The 17,727-nt window shown below is 44.5% G+C and carries 19 protein-coding genes and 1 pseudogene; 13 read left to right on the top strand and 7 right to left on the bottom strand.

The annotated features are described in order from the left end of the window. Positions 1-157: 157 nt before the first annotated feature. Complete coding sequence (locus BFN00_RS13980; RefSeq protein WP_071852174.1) at positions 158-1,537, bottom strand: heavy metal sensor histidine kinase; 1,380 nt, start codon at positions 1,535-1,537, stop codon at positions 158-160. Beyond that, positions 1,537-2,208 (bottom strand): heavy metal response regulator transcription factor, encoded by a 672-nt coding sequence (locus BFN00_RS13985; protein WP_071852175.1) that lies wholly within the window; start codon positions 2,206-2,208, stop codon positions 1,537-1,539. The genes BFN00_RS13980 and BFN00_RS13985 overlap by 1 nt, the downstream gene beginning before the upstream one ends. A gap of 105 nt (positions 2,209-2,313) precedes the next feature. Between BFN00_RS13985 and BFN00_RS13990 the strand changes: the two genes are divergently transcribed. Both BFN00_RS13990 and uraH read left to right on the top strand, forming a co-directional pair. Beyond that, complete coding sequence (locus tag BFN00_RS13990) at positions 2,314-2,802, top strand: GlcG/HbpS family heme-binding protein (protein WP_071852176.1); 489 nt, start codon at positions 2,314-2,316, stop codon at positions 2,800-2,802. Positions 2,803-2,812: 10 nt separating this feature from the next. Next, positions 2,813-3,214, top strand: a complete 402-nt coding sequence (gene uraH, locus BFN00_RS13995) for a hydroxyisourate hydrolase (RefSeq protein ID WP_071852177.1) — start codon at positions 2,813-2,815, stop codon at positions 3,212-3,214. Positions 3,215-3,410: 196 nt separating this feature from the next. Here uraH and BFN00_RS14000 read toward each other — a convergent pair whose 3' ends face one another. After that, the gene (locus BFN00_RS14000; RefSeq protein ID WP_071852178.1) at positions 3,411-4,988 is read right to left on the bottom strand and encodes a Na/Pi cotransporter family protein; all 1,578 of its coding nucleotides are present in this window, start codon (positions 4,986-4,988) and stop codon (positions 3,411-3,413) included. A gap of 299 nt (positions 4,989-5,287) precedes the next feature. Here BFN00_RS14000 and BFN00_RS14005 point away from each other — a divergent pair, with 299 nt between their 5' ends. Continuing rightward, a complete protein-coding gene (locus tag BFN00_RS14005) occupies positions 5,288-5,539 on the top strand; it encodes a TIGR03643 family protein (RefSeq protein ID WP_373423530.1) in 252 nt (83 codons plus the stop codon). Here the strand turns inward: BFN00_RS14005 and BFN00_RS14010 are convergent. Further along, positions 5,536-5,646: a DUF2256 domain-containing protein gene (locus BFN00_RS14010; protein ID WP_249449804.1), complete on the bottom strand. Its 111-nt coding sequence runs from the start codon at positions 5,644-5,646 to the stop codon at positions 5,536-5,538. The two genes, BFN00_RS14005 and BFN00_RS14010, sit on opposite strands and share 4 nt — an antisense overlap. 752 nt (positions 5,647-6,398) lie before the next feature. On the opposite strand from BFN00_RS14010, the gene nudC reads away from it, so the two are divergent. From nudC to BFN00_RS14055, 9 genes are all read left to right on the top strand, one after another. Further along, positions 6,399-7,172, top strand: coding sequence for an NAD(+) diphosphatase (gene nudC, locus BFN00_RS14015; protein WP_071852180.1), 774 nt, complete (start codon positions 6,399-6,401; stop codon positions 7,170-7,172). Between the two features lie 120 nt (positions 7,173-7,292). Further along, complete coding sequence (locus tag BFN00_RS14020) at positions 7,293-7,841, top strand: lipocalin family protein (RefSeq protein ID WP_071852192.1); 549 nt, start codon at positions 7,293-7,295, stop codon at positions 7,839-7,841. Positions 7,842-7,971: 130 nt separating this feature from the next. Beyond that, complete coding sequence (locus tag BFN00_RS14025) at positions 7,972-8,958, top strand: acyl-CoA desaturase (protein WP_071852181.1); 987 nt, start codon at positions 7,972-7,974, stop codon at positions 8,956-8,958. Continuing rightward, positions 8,955-10,238, top strand: a complete 1,284-nt coding sequence (locus BFN00_RS14030; RefSeq protein ID WP_071852182.1) for an NAD(P)/FAD-dependent oxidoreductase — start codon at positions 8,955-8,957, stop codon at positions 10,236-10,238. Before BFN00_RS14025 ends, BFN00_RS14030 begins: the two co-directional genes overlap by 4 nt. Before the next feature lie 9 nt (positions 10,239-10,247). Then, complete coding sequence (locus BFN00_RS14035; RefSeq protein WP_071852183.1) at positions 10,248-11,042, top strand: DUF1365 domain-containing protein; 795 nt, start codon at positions 10,248-10,250, stop codon at positions 11,040-11,042. After that, the gene (locus BFN00_RS14040; RefSeq protein ID WP_071852184.1) at positions 11,039-12,235 is read left to right on the top strand and encodes an SAM-dependent methyltransferase; all 1,197 of its coding nucleotides are present in this window, start codon (positions 11,039-11,041) and stop codon (positions 12,233-12,235) included. The genes BFN00_RS14035 and BFN00_RS14040 overlap by 4 nt, the downstream gene beginning before the upstream one ends. A gap of 25 nt (positions 12,236-12,260) precedes the next feature. Further along, entirely contained in the window at positions 12,261-13,040 is a 780-nt protein-coding gene (locus BFN00_RS14045; protein ID WP_071852185.1) for a DUF1295 domain-containing protein, read from the top strand. An 8-nt stretch (positions 13,041-13,048) separates the two neighbouring features. Next, positions 13,049-14,098, top strand: coding sequence for an SAM-dependent methyltransferase (locus tag BFN00_RS14050; RefSeq protein ID WP_071852186.1), 1,050 nt, complete (start codon positions 13,049-13,051; stop codon positions 14,096-14,098). A 39-nt stretch (positions 14,099-14,137) separates the two neighbouring features. After that, positions 14,138-15,460 carry a sensor histidine kinase gene (locus BFN00_RS14055; protein ID WP_071852187.1) on the top strand — a complete coding sequence of 441 codons (1,323 nt, stop codon included), beginning with the start codon at positions 14,138-14,140 and terminating at the stop codon, positions 15,458-15,460. Between the two features lie 23 nt (positions 15,461-15,483). Here BFN00_RS14055 and BFN00_RS14060 read toward each other — a convergent pair whose 3' ends face one another. The 3 genes from BFN00_RS14060 to BFN00_RS14070 are packed head-to-tail and all read right to left on the bottom strand — an operon-like array spanning position 15,484 to position 17,230. Next, positions 15,484-16,170, bottom strand: coding sequence for a response regulator transcription factor (locus BFN00_RS14060; protein ID WP_071852188.1), 687 nt, complete (start codon positions 16,168-16,170; stop codon positions 15,484-15,486). Between the two features lie 11 nt (positions 16,171-16,181). Next, positions 16,182-16,682 carry a chalcone isomerase family protein gene (locus BFN00_RS14065; protein ID WP_071852189.1) on the bottom strand — a complete coding sequence of 167 codons (501 nt, stop codon included), beginning with the start codon at positions 16,680-16,682 and terminating at the stop codon, positions 16,182-16,184. Then, positions 16,658-17,230 (bottom strand): nuclear transport factor 2 family protein, encoded by a 573-nt coding sequence (locus BFN00_RS14070; protein WP_071852190.1) that lies wholly within the window; start codon positions 17,228-17,230, stop codon positions 16,658-16,660. The genes BFN00_RS14065 and BFN00_RS14070 overlap by 25 nt, the downstream gene beginning before the upstream one ends. 390 nt (positions 17,231-17,620) lie before the next feature. Here BFN00_RS14070 and BFN00_RS15850 point away from each other — a divergent pair. Continuing rightward, positions 17,621-17,727 (top strand): annotated as a pseudogene (locus BFN00_RS15850) (IS5/IS1182 family transposase); the annotation flags it as partial.

Below are 17,727 nucleotides of genomic sequence, written 5' to 3' on the forward strand. Positions count from 1 at the left end.
TAGTTATCAATATGGGTTCTGTAGTAATGTGACTTTGTAATACGTGTATCTGGTTTTTTTTTTTTTTTTTTTTGTCTCGTGGGCTCGGAGATGTGTATAAGAGACAGCTTTATGCAACAAAGCCCTTTTAGTGTATAAAATTTAGTGCAAATGGGTTTCACTTTTCTGGAAAAAGTAGTTCAAAGCAGACACCTTCTACTGTATTGAATGCCTGAGATATCCCCTGATGCAAGGTCATGATGGAGGCTACAATTGATAAGCCTAGACCGCCAGTTTGATGATGATTTTTTCTGCTGGCATTGCACTGATAAAATCTCTCAAAAATATGGGGCAAGTGTTCAATGGAAATTTGTAATTCGCTGGTGATAACAGATAATCCAATCATATGCTTGTCATTAATTATTTTGGAGTGACTCTCAATATAAATGGTTCGCTGATTGCCGCCGTGAATCAGTGCATTTGATATCAGATTATAAAGAGCTTGTTGTAACAGTTCTGGATCTGCACATAATTCAGTCACTTCAAGCCTAAAAATAAATTGGCAACCCTGTTCTTCAGCTTGATATTCAAAAATACTGCAAATATGTTCTATGAAGGGTTGCAGTTGAATCCTCTGCTTGTTTAACAGAACTTGATGAGTATCTGCGCGAGCTAAAAACAACATACTATCAATCATTCTTTTTAAACGTTGATAATCTTCCAAGTTCGAAATCAATAGTTCCTGATATTGTTCCGGACTGCGTTTACTGGTGAGTAAAATTTCTGTTTGACCGATTAAATTATTTAAAGGGGTCCTGAATTCATGTGCAATGTCTTCAGAGAAACGGTTGAGTTGGTTGTAACCCATTTCAATACGGTCGAGCATGGCGTTGATATCGGATGCTAGCTGTTTAATCTCTTGGGGAGGATTGATCAGATTGAGTCGTTGCTCAAGCTGGTGAATATTAATCGCATGAGTCTGCTCTCGCAGTACTCTTAATGCTCTCAATCCCAGACGACTGGCTATGATACAAAGTATGAAAATGGCCAAGATGCCCATAACCACATAGATGACGAGATTTTTTTGAAAAGGTGAGAGGATAGCTAAACGTTCAGACCATTGCTTGCCTGCAATCAGTACATACGGTTGGTTATTAATTTGAATAGTTTTCCAAGCGACACGAGTTGGATAAGAATGAGCTGATAAGTCAAGGAATTGAATCTTGGGCTGATGTGTGAATTCAGGTAGTGGAATAGCCAGTGGATTGATATTAATTAGAATCTGATCACCTCTAATCAATAACAATAAATTATCCTGGTTTCCTAGCATGTTTTGATACAGCTTAGGACGAGCAATAATCTGTTCGATATTACTACTATCCTGAAGTAAAATCTCAAGCCGCTCAATTCTTTCCACCAAAGCCCGGTCTTGCTGGACACTTAAAATCTGGTTAATGCCTAGATAGGTCATAAATGCGACAGCGCATAAGACCATTGCAGCGCACAAAGTAACCAATAGTGTTAACCGTAGCTCTAGGGAGCGAATGGGCTTAAACATTAAGTCTCAACCGAAATTTTATAGCCCAAACCACGAACAGTATGAATTAACTTTATATCATGCCCCTCATCAATTTTACTGCGTAAGCGCCGTACCGCCACATCGATAAAATTTGTATCGGTATCAAAATTGATATGCCAAACTTCAGAAGCAATTTGCCTGCGCGTAATAATTTCATTTTGATGAAGGAGTAGAAAGCGCAGAAGATTAAATTCTTTTTTACTGAGTTCTATCAACTGCTCATTACGCCAAACTTTATGATGGATCAGATCCATTTTTAAATTACCAATTTCTAATTGGTTTTCCTGCACATACTGTTGCCGTCTAAGCAAGCTTTTAATTCGAGCCAATAATTCAATATAAGAAAAAGGCTTAGCCAGATAATCATCGGCGCCCAGTTCCAGACCTTTGACCCTATCGACAACCTGGTCTTTCGCGGTGAGAAAAATCACCGGGATCTTGGAAAATTGACGCAATACTTTCAATACTGCCCAGCCATCGATATCGGGCAACATAACATCTAATATGACCAGAGTATAGGAATGCATCTTCAATTTTTCCAAGCCTTCTAGTCCTGAATGGACACATTGCGCCTCATAGCCAGATTCATTTAATCCTTTAACCAGATATGAGGCGATCTTCACTTCATCTTCGATAATTAGAATACACATTTTGTTCAGACTCATTTTGAAGATGACAACTTTGTAATGTGATTGTCATGATTCAAATCATTCAGGTTGTATAAGATTTTTAAAACTTAATTCAGGGCAATCATGATGAACAAACTCAAAGGGCTTGTTGTAACAGTAATGCTGATGAGTAGCAGTACTTTTGCACAGACCGTTCAATTGAATCAAGTTTATTCACTCGATTCTCAAGCAGCACAAACTCTTGTTGATGCTGCGGTGGCTGCGTGTCAAAAAATACAACACAAGATTGCTGTAGTGGTGGTTGATCGGGGAGGAAATACCTTGATGGCAAACAGGAATGAAACTGTCGGACCACATAATCTGGGTGCTGCAGAGAAGAAAGCCTATACCGCTTTATCGACCAAAACGGTGACCTTGTTATTAAGTCAAAATGCCCATGAAAACAAGGATGCAAAAAACTTAACCACCTTATCAAATTTACTTTTGTTAGGAGGAGGCGTACCTGTGCATTATGAAAAACAGGTGGTCGGTGCAATTGGAGTTGCAGGTGCAGGAGGAGCGAAAAATGACCATTTTTGTGCTGAAGAAGCGATTCAGTCTAGTTTCAATCAATAAGGAATTCATCATGTTTAAAAAATTATTACCCCTCTCAACGCTTTTGTTTACTTCAATGGCTTTTGCACAAAATAATCCATTGAGCGTGCATGTGTTAAATTTAGAAAATGGCCTGCCTTCTGCTCAAGTCGAGGTAGTGCTTGAAAAAAGTGCAGGGAATAAATGGGTGAAGTTGAATCAGCAATATACTGGGCCCAATGGTCGTATTACTGCACTCTTTCCTGAAAATCAGAAGTTCGAAGCAGGAATTTATAAAGTCACTTTTAAAACGGAAGACTGGTTTAAAAAGAATAATCAAAATACTTTCTTTCCTGAAATCCCTGTAATTTTTAAAGTGGATGGAAGTGTCAACCATTATCATATTCCTTTACTGTTGAGTCCTTATGGATACTCAACATATAGAGGCAATTAATCATCGAAAGGGCAGATCAGGTCGTGTATATGGGGAAAATAGCAGGGACATGGCAGAACCATACTCACCTGATCAGAATGAGTCTAGAGCCCAGTTTTGAAGAGTTGAATCCTTCTAAATGACCTCGTCCTTCATGATTGAGCACAATTTGCACTTTGCTCTCTATCCAAAAACTATTCCAGAACTGTTGTCGGCATTAACGTTCAGCCAGCACCTTGGATAATCTTTTGGTATGGGCAATTAACCGGTCCAGCCAGCGTTTTGCAGCCAGAAGTTTTAAGCTTCGGGCTGCACTTAGTCGGTTCAAGGTGGCATATTGCATCACTTCCTCACGTAAGGCTGTCCGATGCTCGTCGCTCCACTGTTTAAGATTGGTCACTTCCTGCTTAAAACTCTCAATTTTTTCAGCATTTTCTAAAAAATCCGGATGGGTGACATAATGCTCGAGAATATTTAAAAAATCTAAAGCCACTTGATAAGTCTGTGGTTGGGTCCGAATGGCTAGTGCATAGGGAACACCTTCCAGATCACTACGCAGAACCCGAATATAAACCATCATGCGTAATAAAGAGGTCAAGCGCTGTTTATCCTGTTGATTCTCTGGCACCACAATTTTCTCTAAATAAATCTCGAGATGCTCAATCTCTTGATCTAATTGCGGTAATTCTTTGGGGCTCAGATTGATGCCCTCCTGAAATGCACGACGTAATATCTCAAACATCTGAATCAGGATTTGATAAGTTACTTTTTCTGCGGCAATGATGGCCACACTTGGAATATCAAGATTAGATTCATCCAGAATTTCTAGGGTGCCGGACTTTTTCTGCGGTAAAAACTTACAAATGAGTTGATTAAAGGGATGGATCAACGGCATAAAAATACATGCGCCGATTAAGCTAAATAAAGTATGAAATACTGCCACAATGACGACTTCATCCCATTCAGCAATAGATTGAATATGATGGTAGGCCCAGTTAAATAGGGGGATCAACAAAAAGAAAGCAAATATCGCACTGACTAGATTGAAGACCACATGAACCGCGGCAGTCCGTTTGGCATTCACTGAGCCGCCAATGACAGCCAGTACCGCCGTGGCAACTGTCCCGATATTTTGCCCAATGACCAGTAACAAGGCTTGCTGCAGGTCAATCGCAGTACTGGCTAAAGCAGCTAAAGTCGCCGTAATAGCGGCACTGGAAGACTGCAGCAATACCGTCATGATCAGTCCGATCCAGACCAGAAACAGCTTCTGCCAGAATGAATCATAGTGAAAAATGGACAAATCGACTTGTTGAGCAAGACCTGACATCGCAAGCTGTAATTGCTCAATCCCAAAGAAAATCAGACCAAAACCTGCAAGCGCAAAACCGAATAAGGCCAAACGGCCATGGGTTAATAATTTTAGTAACGCGCCTACAGCAATCATGGGTAAGGCAAAAGTAGTGATAGAAAACTTCACCCCGAGTAAAGCCACCATCCAGCCGGTACTGGTCGTTCCGATATTGGCCCCTATAATTACCCCAATCGCCTGGGAAAAACTCAATACTCCAGCTCCGACAAAACCAATAGTCGCAAGCGTCGTGGCTGTAGAGGACTGGACAATCAAAGTCAGACCAATACCAGAGCACATAGATTTAAATGGTGTTCCTGTAAATTTGGTCAGCCATAGCCGTAAGGTTTCACCGGCCATGTCCTTAAGACTGTCGGTCATTAAAATCATGCCTATCAAGAATAAACCAATACCGCCACAGAGCTGGGCAATAATTTCGAGCACAATTTCCCCAAGGTGTTTTTAGCTTCAGCATACCGTCTGATCCAGGCGATGTCATTAACAACAATCCCAGGCATAGGCTTTGGTAGCAGGTATTTGGACCACAGACTGAGCTCGAAGGCCCGATAGGACAGCAACAAAATACAATCCACGCAAAAAATCACAAAATCTTCATCTTTGTTTTATTAAGATGAGTCTGGTCAACTTGATCTGACCCAGACACAGAGAGATAACGTTAAATTTTATCGCTCAATTTTTATTTTAAAAATGAAAGCAAACAGAGGTATGTGGTGCGTCAAGTAATTGAATATGTGGGAGCAGATCTGTCAAGGATCATTGAAATGGCCTGGGAAGATCGCACCCCATTTGAAGCCATCCAGCGTGAGTTTGGCTTGAATGAAGCTGCAGTGATTCGCTTGATGCGGAAAAATATGAAAGCATCGAGTTTTAAAATGTGGCGTGAACGAGTCACCGGCCGAAAAACTAAACATCTGCAACTGCGTTCACCCGATGTGATACGGGCCTATTGTTCACGGCAATACAAGCGTTTCTAAGCGTTTGATTTTGACCGCCGTCTGGACTCACGTTTACATCGTTCAGAACAGTATCTGACTTCTTCCCAGCAGCGTTGCCATTTCTTGCGCCAAGTAAAAGGGCGCAAGCAGTGGATAGTTTTAAGTCGGTTTCATATTCCGATATCTCATACACTTTAACACTCATCGCCACAAGAAAATTGATGATAAATATAAGGTCGGCATGCATACGGACTCAACATTCTAGCTGGACACAGATGGCCATATTGATTGTGAAAAATACGCAAAATTTCCTGCCCCAGGTCTTAAAAGAGCTAGCCAATAGCCAATTTTGTTACATAACCATTTTCCTATGGGGAAGGAAATAATCATCTTATTTTCAATGTTAAAAACTGAAACTTATAGGTTTTCCTGTCGGAAACCCAATATCAATACGAAGCTTTCTAGCCATCGCTTCAATACATTTTTTATTTTTTAAAATAAAAAATGATCAGTAAAACTAGAACAATTACAAGTATAAAAGCAATAACTATTCTTTCCATAGCTTTTAGTTTTCCATGTGAGATCTATAGTATCTTTCTGATAGAACAGCATACAGGCTTCGCAGGAGTATTTAAATCTTTATTATATATTTGATATTTAACAAATTATGAGAAAAATAATATATTAGTCTTATGAAATATGAAATAGCTTTACATCATTCCTTAATGCATGGCGGGTGTGAAAATTATGTGATTTTAATCAAAAAGATACAAATTATTATGGTTGTAATTCAGGCAGCGTGCGCCTAGTATCTTCCATGAAGTTACTCCATGTAAGCTTCCTTAGTTTTGTCCCATACACCCCTCTGTATGGGATTTTTTTTAATCCAGGGATTGTCATGAGCATGCATTCAAAAGCCTATATTTTTAGACAGCAGCAATTGCTGGTGGATGATCATTTCCAGTTGCCGCAGGTGGAAAGACTGCAGCAAGACCTGAACCTGTCGGAAAATGGCGAAGTCATTGCACGGGATCTGAAAGAAGATGAAGCAGTGCCCGAAGGTTATCAACTGGTCCCGATCCGGCAGCTGGTGCAGGTCTGGAGCAGACTGCAGTTTGAGCAGGCTAGCCGTGCGGTACAGTTACTGGAATGGCGCCGTAATCACCGCTTTTGCAGTAAATGCGGCCATGCTACCCAGCAGCACGCCAGCCAGTATGCCATGGTCTGTCCATCCTGTGGCTATAACCAGTATCCGCGGGTGAATCCTTGTGTGATTACCATCATCACTCGGGGCAAGGATGAAATTTTGCTGGCGAAAAATGCCCGCAATAAAACCCAGATGTACAGCCTGATTGCCGGATTTGTTGAAGTCGGCGAAACCTTGGAGGAGGCAGTACGCCGTGAGACGCTGGAAGAAGTCGGGCTGCAGATCAAAAACATTCAATATCTGGCCAGCCAGCCATGGCCGTTTCCAAGCAACCTGATGATGGCCTTCAAAGCCGAATATCACGCAGGGGAAATTCAGATTCAAGAAAACGAACTCAGCGATGCGCAGTTTTTCAGGTTTGATCAGTTGCCCGAGATTCCGTTCAAGGGCAGTATCGCCTATGCCATGATTCAGCATGTGATGCATGGTACCCCTGTGGCAGATGACAGCAAAGAATGGCTTTAACCTGGAAACCAGTCTAGGGCTTTTTCAGCAGCACGCCTACTGAATCACATCATTTTGTCTTCACGCTTTGTTCACATCCACCTGGGTTATCTTAATCCTGAAATCATTCAAGGCTTAAAAATGAATACTCTATTCAAGTCAGTTTTTGCGGTTACGGCACTGACCCTCATGAGCTTAAGCATGCTGACTCGAGCGGAAACTGTTGCGCCTCAGGCAGTCGATCAGGTGGATATCCAGAAGTATGCAGGCAAGTGGTATGAAATTTCGCATTTACCGATGTATTTTCAGCGTAAATGTGTATCGGATATCTCGGCACAATACACTGTCAATGCCGATCAGACCATGCGTGTCCTAAATAGCTGCCGGATTGAAAATGGTGAAATGATCCGCTCTGAAGGGGTAGCTTATCCGCAAAATCAGGGGAATAGTAAACTCAAGGTCAGCTTTTTGCCCCAAGGTTTAAGGTGGATCCCCTTCACCAAAGGTCATTACTGGATATTAAGAGTGGATCCGGAATATAAAGTGGCACTGGTCGGTGGACCAAGCAACAAATACCTGTGGATTTTGTCGCGTGAACCGCAACTGGACGAAGCAACCTATCAGTCCTATCTGGAGACTGCGAAACACTATGGCTACGACATCACAAAGTTAATCAAATTACCGCATTAATCTGCTACCCTTTGGCCGAACTGCTTAGTCTCTTACAGTTCGGCTTTTTTTCACTTCACATAAAATTCATATCTGACTGATTAGACTCATCAAATGGAATAAAGACAGTTGCTCGAAATAGGATGAGTCCATGTTGAAAAGTCTGATGCGATGGATAGATAGCTGGTCTATATCGACACCAACCGAAACACTGACGGCTGAAAATAGCAAGATTCAGTGGGTCCGGATTTTACCCTTTATTCTGCTGCATCTGGCCTGTTTCGCTGTGTTCTGGGTCGGTGTGTCATGGTTTGCGCTTGGCTTTATGGTCGCGTTCTACTTGATCCGCATGTTTTCCATCACGGCTTTTTTTCATCGCTATCTGTCGCATAAAACTTTTCAGACCTCACGCCCGATACAGTTCCTGTTTGTATTGCTCGGCACCATGAGTGCACAGCGTGGTCCACTATGGTGGGCGGCGCATCACCGTTATCACCACCGCTATACCGATACCTTGCAAGACCCACATTCATCCACGCATGGTTTTTGGTATAGCCATGTCGGCTGGTTTCTGAATGAATATAATTTTGCTACGCGTAAAGAGGTGATCAAGGACTGGCTGAAATATCCAGAACTGATTTGGCTGGACCGTTTTAGTTTGATTGTGGTGTTGCTGACTGCGGGCGGGATTTATGCACTAGGCGAATGGCTGGCCATCACTTGGCCGCAACTCGGGACGTCCGGCCTGCAATTGCTGGTCTGGGGCTTTGTGGTTTCCACGGTGTTATTGATCCATGCGACCTTGTGCATCAATTCATTGGCGCATCATTATGGCAGCCGTGATTTTGAGACGGATGACCACAGCCGTAACAATTTATTTCTGTCACTCATCACCTTAGGCGAAGGCTGGCATAACAATCATCATTACTATGCTGGTAGTACCCGGCAGGGTTTTTACTGGTGGCAGATTGATGTGACTTATTACTTGCTGAAACTCATGTCCTGGCTGGGACTGGTCTGGGGCCTCAAGCCCATTCCGGCACGGATTTATGAAGCCAGTAAAATCGCTCAGGCTCGAAAACATAAAAAAGCTGCTACTGCCGACACTCACACGATTCAATCGAAGGAATCACCATGAAAATTGCAATTATTGGTTCAGGTATTTCCGGTCTGTACGCTGCCTGGAAACTCAGCAAAGTGCATGAAGTCACAGTCTTTGAAAAGAATAACTACTTTGGTGGTCATACCGATACCCATCAGCTGAATATCGAGGGTGAACAGGTTGCGGTGGATAGTGGCTTTATTGTGTTTAATGAGCATAACTATCCGCTGTTTTGCTCGATGCTAAAAGAACTAGGGATTCAATCGCAAAGCAGTGACATGGGCTTTTCGGTGAATAATCAGGTCAGTGGCTTACAGTACAATCCTTCAAAAAAATTCTCGCTGTTGTTCCGACCTCAAAACTTTCTTAATACTGATTTTCGCGCGATGTTGTCGGATCTGTTCCGTTTCTATGCAGCCAATAAAGATCTGGATGTGGAACAGGTCGATACACAGCTCAGTATTGATGATTATTTAAATCAACATGGTTATAGCGATGCCTTTCGTCAGGAACATCTCTATCCGATGTGTGGAGCGCTGTGGTCCTGTCCGGTGGAACAGGCTGGACAGATTCCCTATAAATTTGTGGTGAGCTTTTTCCAGCACCATCGCATGTTGCAACTGAAAGACCGGCCGTTATGGCTCACGGTGAAGGGTGGATCGGCTCGCTACGTTCGTGCGATTCAGTCCCAGACGAATATTATTTTCCGCAAAACGGGTGTGCTCCATGTATCCCGTAGTGCCAATGATGTACTGGTTGAAACAGCACAGGGCAGTGAGCGTTTTGACTGGGTGATCTTTGCCAGTCATGCTGACGACAGCCTGAAACTGCTTAAAGACCCGACAGCGCAGGAGCTGGACGTGCTGGGCAAGTTCCGCTATCAGGCTAACCGTATGGTGGTGCATTCAGATACCCGCATCATGCCCAAATCCAGACGTCAGTGGGCCAGCTGGCATGTGCATGTGACCCCGAGTCAGGCAGCTGAACAGACACCTTTCCAGCACAGTGGTATGCACTATGGTTTCAGTTACTGGATGAACCAGTTGCAAAACCTGCAATGCAAGACTCAGGTCTTTGCCACTCTGAATCCTAATTTCACCCTCGATCCGAAAAAAATCTGGGTAGAACGGCATTACCGACATCCGGTATTTGATACGCGAGCGATTGAAGCACAACAACGCTGGGCCGAGATCAATAGCCAGAACCGCACTTCATACTGTGGCGCTTACTGGGGCTGGGGCTTTCATGAAGATGGTGCTCGTAGCGCTGCATGGGTGGTCGATCAGCTCTTAAAACAGGCCGAGCAGGCCGCCTAGGAGGATATGATGCAAATGTATCCACTGGCGATTGCCTCTGCCGAAATCCGGCATCGCCGTTTCTTGCCCAAAGCCCATGCTTTTGAGACCCAGCTAACCTATCTATGGTTTGATCCGGATCAGCTCTCAAGCTTTACTGAAAAATCCTGGCTCTGGTCTTGCAATCGCTGGAATTTCCTGACTCTGGATGAACGTGATTTTCTGACCATGGAATGTGGTTCGATTCGGCAGAAGGTCGCACGTCTGCTGATCAAGCGGGAAAACTACCTATTAGCGCATGCCGCGTCTATCCGGGTCTTGGCTCTGCCGCGTACACTCGGCTTTCGCTTTAATTCTGTGGTGTTTTATCTGGTCTTTGATGCCACCGACCAACTGGTCTTTGTCCTCAGTGAAATTACCAATACACCGTGGAATGAACGTCAGGTCTATATCCATGACTGCCGGAGCAATGTGGCTGAACATGCGCCGTACCAGAGCCACCAGTTTGATTTTAAAAAGGCCTTTCATGTATCGCCGTTTATGCCGATGGCGCTCGATTACCGCTGGCGCTTCAGCTTTTCCGATCAAACCAATGTGATTCATATGCAACTGTTTGAGCAGGGCGTGCTGCAATTTGACGCCACCATGCAATTTTCGCTGCAGGCCATCACGGTTCCTTCACAGCAGTATCGCTATGCTGTACTGAAAGTTTTTGAGCCCTTCAGGATGGTTGGTGGAATTTATCTGCATGCCTTTCGCTTATGGAAGAAAAAAATTCCATTTTACCGGCATCCTCGCAAAGAAAAAGGAAACACCTTGTTATGAAAACACTGTTTATGGGAGAAGAAAGCACACTGCCGGTGGTACTGCGCCATCTACTGAAATTACGTCATGGTCAGCTGATTTTTAAAGGCGTCTGGAACGGGATTGTGGGAGAGAGCAGTGATCTGTATGCCGTGATTCAGGTGCATGATAGCCGCCTGATGGATCTACTGTTCCGCAATGGTGTACTCGGTGCTGCAGAAGGTTTCATTCGCGGCTACTGGAGCAGTGAAGATCTGGTCAATGTGATTCGCATTCTGGCGCGCAATCGCGATGTGTTGGACCGGATGAATCAGAACACCTTGGCGAAGGCCAGCCAATTCTTCCTAAAGACTTGGTACAAATCCCGCAAAAACTCGATTGATGGCAGCCGTAAGAATATTGCCGAGCATTATGACCTGAGCAATGACTTTTTCAAGCTGTTCCTGGATTCCAGCATGATGTATTCCAGCGCGGTATTTAAAGAGCCGGGCATGAGTCTGGAACAGGCCTCCGATTATAAAAAAGAACTGATTTGCCAGAAACTGCAGCTGCAACCAATGGATCATTTGGTCGAAATTGGCAGCGGTTGGGGTGGTTTTGCCATTTATGCCGCGCAGCATTATGGCTGTAAAGTCACCACCATTACCATCTCCCAAGCACAATATGATGAAGCGGTCGCGCGAATAGAGGCAGCAGGATTATCCCATCGCGTGGATGTCCAGCTGAAAGACTATCGTCTGTTGAAAGGCAAATACGATAAGCTGGTCTCGATAGAAATGATCGAGGCCGTGGGTGAGCAGTACTTAGCGACCTATTTCAACAAATGCCGTGAATTGCTGAAACCGAATGGTCTGGCCCTGATTCAGGCCATCACCATTGAAGATGCCCGCTATGCCAAAGCCTTGAATACCGTGGACTACATCAAGCGTTACATTTTCCCGGGCAGTTTTATTCCCTGCATCAGTATCATGACCCAGTCCGCTTCCGAGCAAAAACTGCGTCTCAAGCATCTTGAAGATATCGGCCAAAGTTACGCCCAGACCTTGCACTGCTGGCGTCAGCGCTTCTTGGAAGAACGTGACCAGGTACTGCAACTCGGCTTCGATGAGCGCTTTATCCGTATGTGGGATTTTTATCTGTGCTATTGCGAGGGTGGTTTCCGCGAAGGCGTCATCAGTGATGTACATCTGCTGTTTGAAGCCAGTGCTTACTAAGCCAAGATAAAACAGGAGGGTCGACATGCTGCTGAATTTACTGGTGCTGAATGTCTTTATCATGCTGTGTAGCTGGGTACTGGTGACCTATAACCAGCGTGCCGGGCTGGTGGATGTGGCCTGGAGTTTCAGTATTGCGCTTAATGTCATCATTGCGGCTTGGGTCATGGAAACTGCACCGCTGCTGGTTCGGGTATTTCTGGGCGTGTTTAGCGGCATCTGGTTTTTACGCCTGACCTGGCATCTACTGCGCCGTTATGCCAATGAAACTGCAGAAGATACCCGTTATGCCAATATGCGCCGGGCCATGGGCGATTATCAGCATCTCGGTTTTCTGGCCTTTTTTATGTTTCAGGCCGGGCTGGTGGCACTGTTTTCCTACCCGATGCTGGAGTTGCTCAATATTCCGGTCCAGCAGTGGAATGACTGGACCCCCTATACCGTACTGGTGGCTGGCATAATCATGCTGCTGGCGCTGATCGGGGAAAGCACAGCCGACCAGCAACTCTACCGTTTCAAACTGAATCCACAAAACCAAGGAAAAACCCTGGACCAAGGCTTATGGAAATATTCACGTCATCCGAATTATTTTTTTGAATGGTTGCACTGGTTTGCCTATCCGGTTCTCGGTCTGGCAGCAGGTGTGTATGGATTATGGGTTTATCCGCTGCTGATGTGGCTGTTTCTGTACTACATCACCGGAATTCCATTTAGTGAACAACAGGCGCTGGCACATCGCGGCGACAACTATAAAGACTATCAACGACGAACTTCAATGTTTATTCCGTGGCCACCCAAAGAGTAGGTAAATACATGGACTTTATGATTCAAAAATCTTTAAAACTGATCGAAAGCGGCAAAGTGCCCGACCCGGTGATTCGCGCAGGCATTCGCACTTTAAGCAAAAAACGTTTGGCACAGGAAGGGCGCTTTGACCCGGCACTGGCGGCACAGCGTTATATGGATGTGCTGCATATGCTGAAAAACAGCGAAATTGCCATCGAGACCGACAAAGCCAATGAACAGCACTATGAACTGCCCACCGCATTTTTCCAGGCGGTGCTGGGCAAGCGGCTGAAGTACAGCGCCAGCCTGTTTGAACAGGCGCATACTACACTGGATCAGGCAGAAGAAGCAGCATTGGCCAGCTATTGTCAGCGTGCACAGTTACAGGATGGACAGGATATTCTGGAAATTGGTTGCGGCTGGGGCTCACTCAGTCTGTATATGGCCGAGCATTATCCCAAAGCCCGCATCACTGTAGTGTCGAACTCCTCGACCCAGCGTCAGTATATTCAGGAACAGGCCCGTCTGAAAAAACTGGAAAACCTGACGGTGATCACCTGCGATGTCAATGTACTGCAACTGGAATCGGCTGCTTTCGACCGTGTGGTTTCGGTGGAAATGTTTGAGCATGTGCGCAACTACCAGAAACTGTTTGAAAATATCAGCAGCTGGCTCAAAGCTGATGGCTTGCTCTGGTGCCATATTTTCTGTCACCGTTTCCTGCATTATCCGTTTGAAGTCAAAAATGAATTTGACTGGATGTCGCAATATTTCTTTAGTGGCGGCCTGATGCCGGCAGCCTCAACTTTCCTGCATTTTCAGCAGCATTTGCAGCTGGAGCAGCACTGGCAATGGGCCGGTACCCAGTATGAACGCACGGCAAATGCTTGGCTGGAGAATATGGACCAAAAGCAGGCTGAGCTGCAGCCCCTGTTTCAGCAGACCTATGGCGCAGATGCGGCCATCTGGTGGCAACGCTGGCGGATTTTCTTTATGGCCTGTGCCGAATTGTTCGGTTATGAGCATGGACGCGAGTGGATGATCGGCCACTTTCTGTTTAAAAAGAAAGCCGTATAATTGAACGATGAATCGAATGCGCCAGCGGGGAATTGATCAATGTTAAAGCTGTTTAGGGACAAACGCGATCATCCTCTGGGTGAGGTGTTTAACCGCTATTACTGGCTGCAAATCGGATTCATTGCCCTGTCGGTGGTGATCGGCATTGCCTGTAGTGCCTGGGTGATCAAAGGCTTTTTGCTGCGCACCGCCTTGGAACAGGAAATGTCACATTACTGGCAGCGGCTGGAACGCAATCCGGCCTCCGAACTTCCCGACACCAAAAACCTGTATGGTTATCGCTGGTATGATACCCCCCCTGTGCAGTTTCAGCACATGCAGTTCGAGCAAGGCGTAAATCGGCATTTTGTCGATGGTAAAGAGCGCATGACCGTCTACGGTGAAAAAGACAGGCAGCATGTGCTGCTGGTCTTTGGCGAAAGTAACGTGAACAAGCTGGTTTGGCTGTTTGGTCTGGCACCACTAATGGTCAGCCTGTTCGTGCTGTATAGCGTATTGTGGTGGTGGAACCGTCGCGCCCGGCGTTATTTTTCTCCGATTACCCGGCTGGCCAATGCACTGGAACATATCGACTGGGAGCATCAGAAAAATCAGGCTTCGCCTTTTCAGGACATCCGTACTGACTCCAATCTGGAAGCAGAATATCTCAAGCAGGCACTGGAAAAATATCATCAGGTGCTCAGCGAGTTCATTCAGCGCGAACGTGAGTTTACCGGTGATGTCAGTCATGAACTGCGCACGCCATTGACGATTTTAAAAGGCAATGTGCAACTGTGTCAGGCACGCTATGGTGACAACAAATCCTTTACCCGCCTGCACAATACTATTGAAGACATGCAGCTGCTGGTCGATACCTTACTGGCTATCGCCCGAAATACCACCAACACCCTGACGGCCGAGCCCACTATGCTGTCAGAATGTCTGGAGAATCTGGTACAGGATCTGGACAGTGTCAGCCACAACAAAGGCATGCAGATCGACCTACAAAAAGACCTCGATGAGCAGCCACGTAAACTGTATCCATCGATGACCAAAATGGTCTTTGGCAATATTTTGCGCAATGCGCTGAATTATTCGCAAGGTACAGAAATTGATGTGATTCTACAGAAAAATACAGTATTGATCGCTGATAATGGAATCGGCATCTCTTTGCCAAATAATTCTAAAGTTCAGGAGCTGTCTGGCCAGCAGTTGCAACTGGAGATCAAAGGGCATGGTATTGGCCTGCAACTGGTACAGAAGTTGTGCAAACAGCTGGGCTGGCGGGTCGAACTCTTTGACCGGCAGTATTATCTCAGTACCCATCCAGAGATTGATCTGGCAATGACGACCGGTCTGATTGTGGTAGTGTATTTAAACTAAGTTTCAGCTTTGTACGTTTAGACTTAAGCTTCCAAAGCAATCTTTAAACCTACACCAGAAATGGTATGAATCAGTTTCTGCTCAAAAGGCTTGTCGACCATTTTACGTAAATTATAAATGTGACTGCGCAAGGCATCACTTTCCGGCTCTTCATCACCCCAGAGTTCCAGCATAATTTCCTGTTTGGTGAGGACTTTAGGTGAATGACGCATCAGCAGTTTCAGCAGTTTGAACTGAATCGGGGGCAGTTCAATCGTCTGTCCAGCCCGAGTCAGCTGCTGTCTTGCGGGATCCAGAATCAAATCATGAATTTGCAGGCGACTACTGGAAACTTCACCCAATGAGCGTTTGATTAAGGCTTTGACCCGAACCACCAACTCATTAAAATCAAAGGGCTTAACCAGATAATCATCCGTGCCGGAATTAAAGCCTTTGAGTTTGTCATCCAGAGTATCGCGCGCCGTCAACATCAGTACGGGTAAATCCAACCCTTCGTCATGACGCAGCCATTCACACAGTTCATAACCCGAACCATCAGGCAGATTAATGTCTAGAAGCAAAATATGATAGCGCTGCTGTTTCAGTAATTGGCGTGCAGCGTTCAGATTGCGGGCATGATCCACCACAAAATCATGTTCTTCCAGAAACTCGCATAAGGTAGAGGCTAGTTCATAATGGTCTTCGACCATCAGGATAAAATGTTTGGACATAACGGCAGAGACTAATTCAATAATTGCTGTTTTAATTTAGCACTAAATGGCTGCGATCCCAGCCAGATATTAAAATATTGTTGTGCTAGCGGATGCTGAAGATTGCCTAACACCTGCTGATTTAGCATCAAGGTCAGGGTCTGAGTCTCGGCTTGATAGCTTAAGCGATAGAGATCACCCGGTTTTACCGGCTTATAAAGCTGGGTGATTCTATCTAATACTATTAAATGTTTAGACTCTCGCTCATTGCGCTTCAGAAAATGGGTCGCTGCACGCTTGAAAGCCCATTCCGGAATATTTTGTGTATAAGAAAAATCAATCTGCATATTCTGGCCTTGCCAGGGTTTTGTACAGTTCTGAGCATAATAACGGGCGACGCCAACCTGTTTCTGAGCTACCAGAAGTGGACCACGACCACACTGATTCATATTCTGGGCATGTGCCCATGAACTGAAACTGCAGAGCATCAGTAGTCCCGTATTTAATACTACTTTTTGAATGGCAGTACCCATGAATAGGCTCCTCCAACATAAGGTAAAGAACGATACAGGCCATTGGCCGGATCCCAGAAATCCTGCTGGAAAATAATTTTTTTGTCTCCGTTGACTTTGATTTCACTGATACCAAAAGAATCCATAGTTCGAGTCGTGCCAAACATTTTAAAGTCATAGGCCATATGCCAGTGCACGTAGGCAGAGTCTTGGTAATAGGAGGTATTTAATAGTTTGACATTCACGTTACTGACACGCTTGTTCATCCCTTGAAAATGTTGGAGTAGATTTTGACGTGATGAAAATTGCGATAGGGTATCGTTAATAAACAGCTGATCGGCATAGAGTGATCCGGCTCGTTCAATAAATGCAGGTGTACCTAAAGTATTAAAAGCTGAAGTAAAGCGAATGCCGATGTCTTGGGCTTTAGCCTGATCCAGCGCAGTTCCCTGAATTTGGTTTCTGGATTTTGCATAATCACCTGAATAGCTGGGAATACTTTTACATCCTGCTAAAACTAGTAGCGGTAAGGACAAGGTAGCTAGCAGTATTTTTTTGATATGTTTCATATTGGCTATCCGTATTAGGTCTATGCTGATACTTTAGGCCGAAAGTCGTGAACAGAATGTGAAGAGGATGAAAGATTCTTCAAGGAAATTTCTCAAAAAAAGCACTTATTGACTGATTAATAGATTAAGGAGAGTTTGAACATGAACATCAAGGCGATAAGGTTGAGTGGTATTAAAGTAGTCTGAGCTAACTTTTCATAATTTAAGAAGTACGAAAAAATGAGATGTATGTGGATTGTCTTCAATGAGTGGGGAAGTTCATGAAAATCATTAACAGAGATCTTTTTAGGAAATAAATATGATTATAATGATCCAATTTATTCATCAAAATAAAAAAAATATTTAAATTAGACCTCTTGCGAAAGTAAAAACTGCCTCAATATAGATTTCATGAAATATCAGAAATTAAATCGTTTTTCAGATTCTGAATTCCAGCGCTTGGTTGGTGTACCTCGAGCAGTTTTTAGTGAAATGGTCGAAGTTTTAAAAGAAGCAGA

This window comes from Acinetobacter sp. AR2-3 (genome assembly GCF_001878775.1).
In the GTDB taxonomy this organism is placed as follows: domain Bacteria; phylum Pseudomonadota; class Gammaproteobacteria; order Pseudomonadales; family Moraxellaceae; genus Acinetobacter; species Acinetobacter lwoffii_D.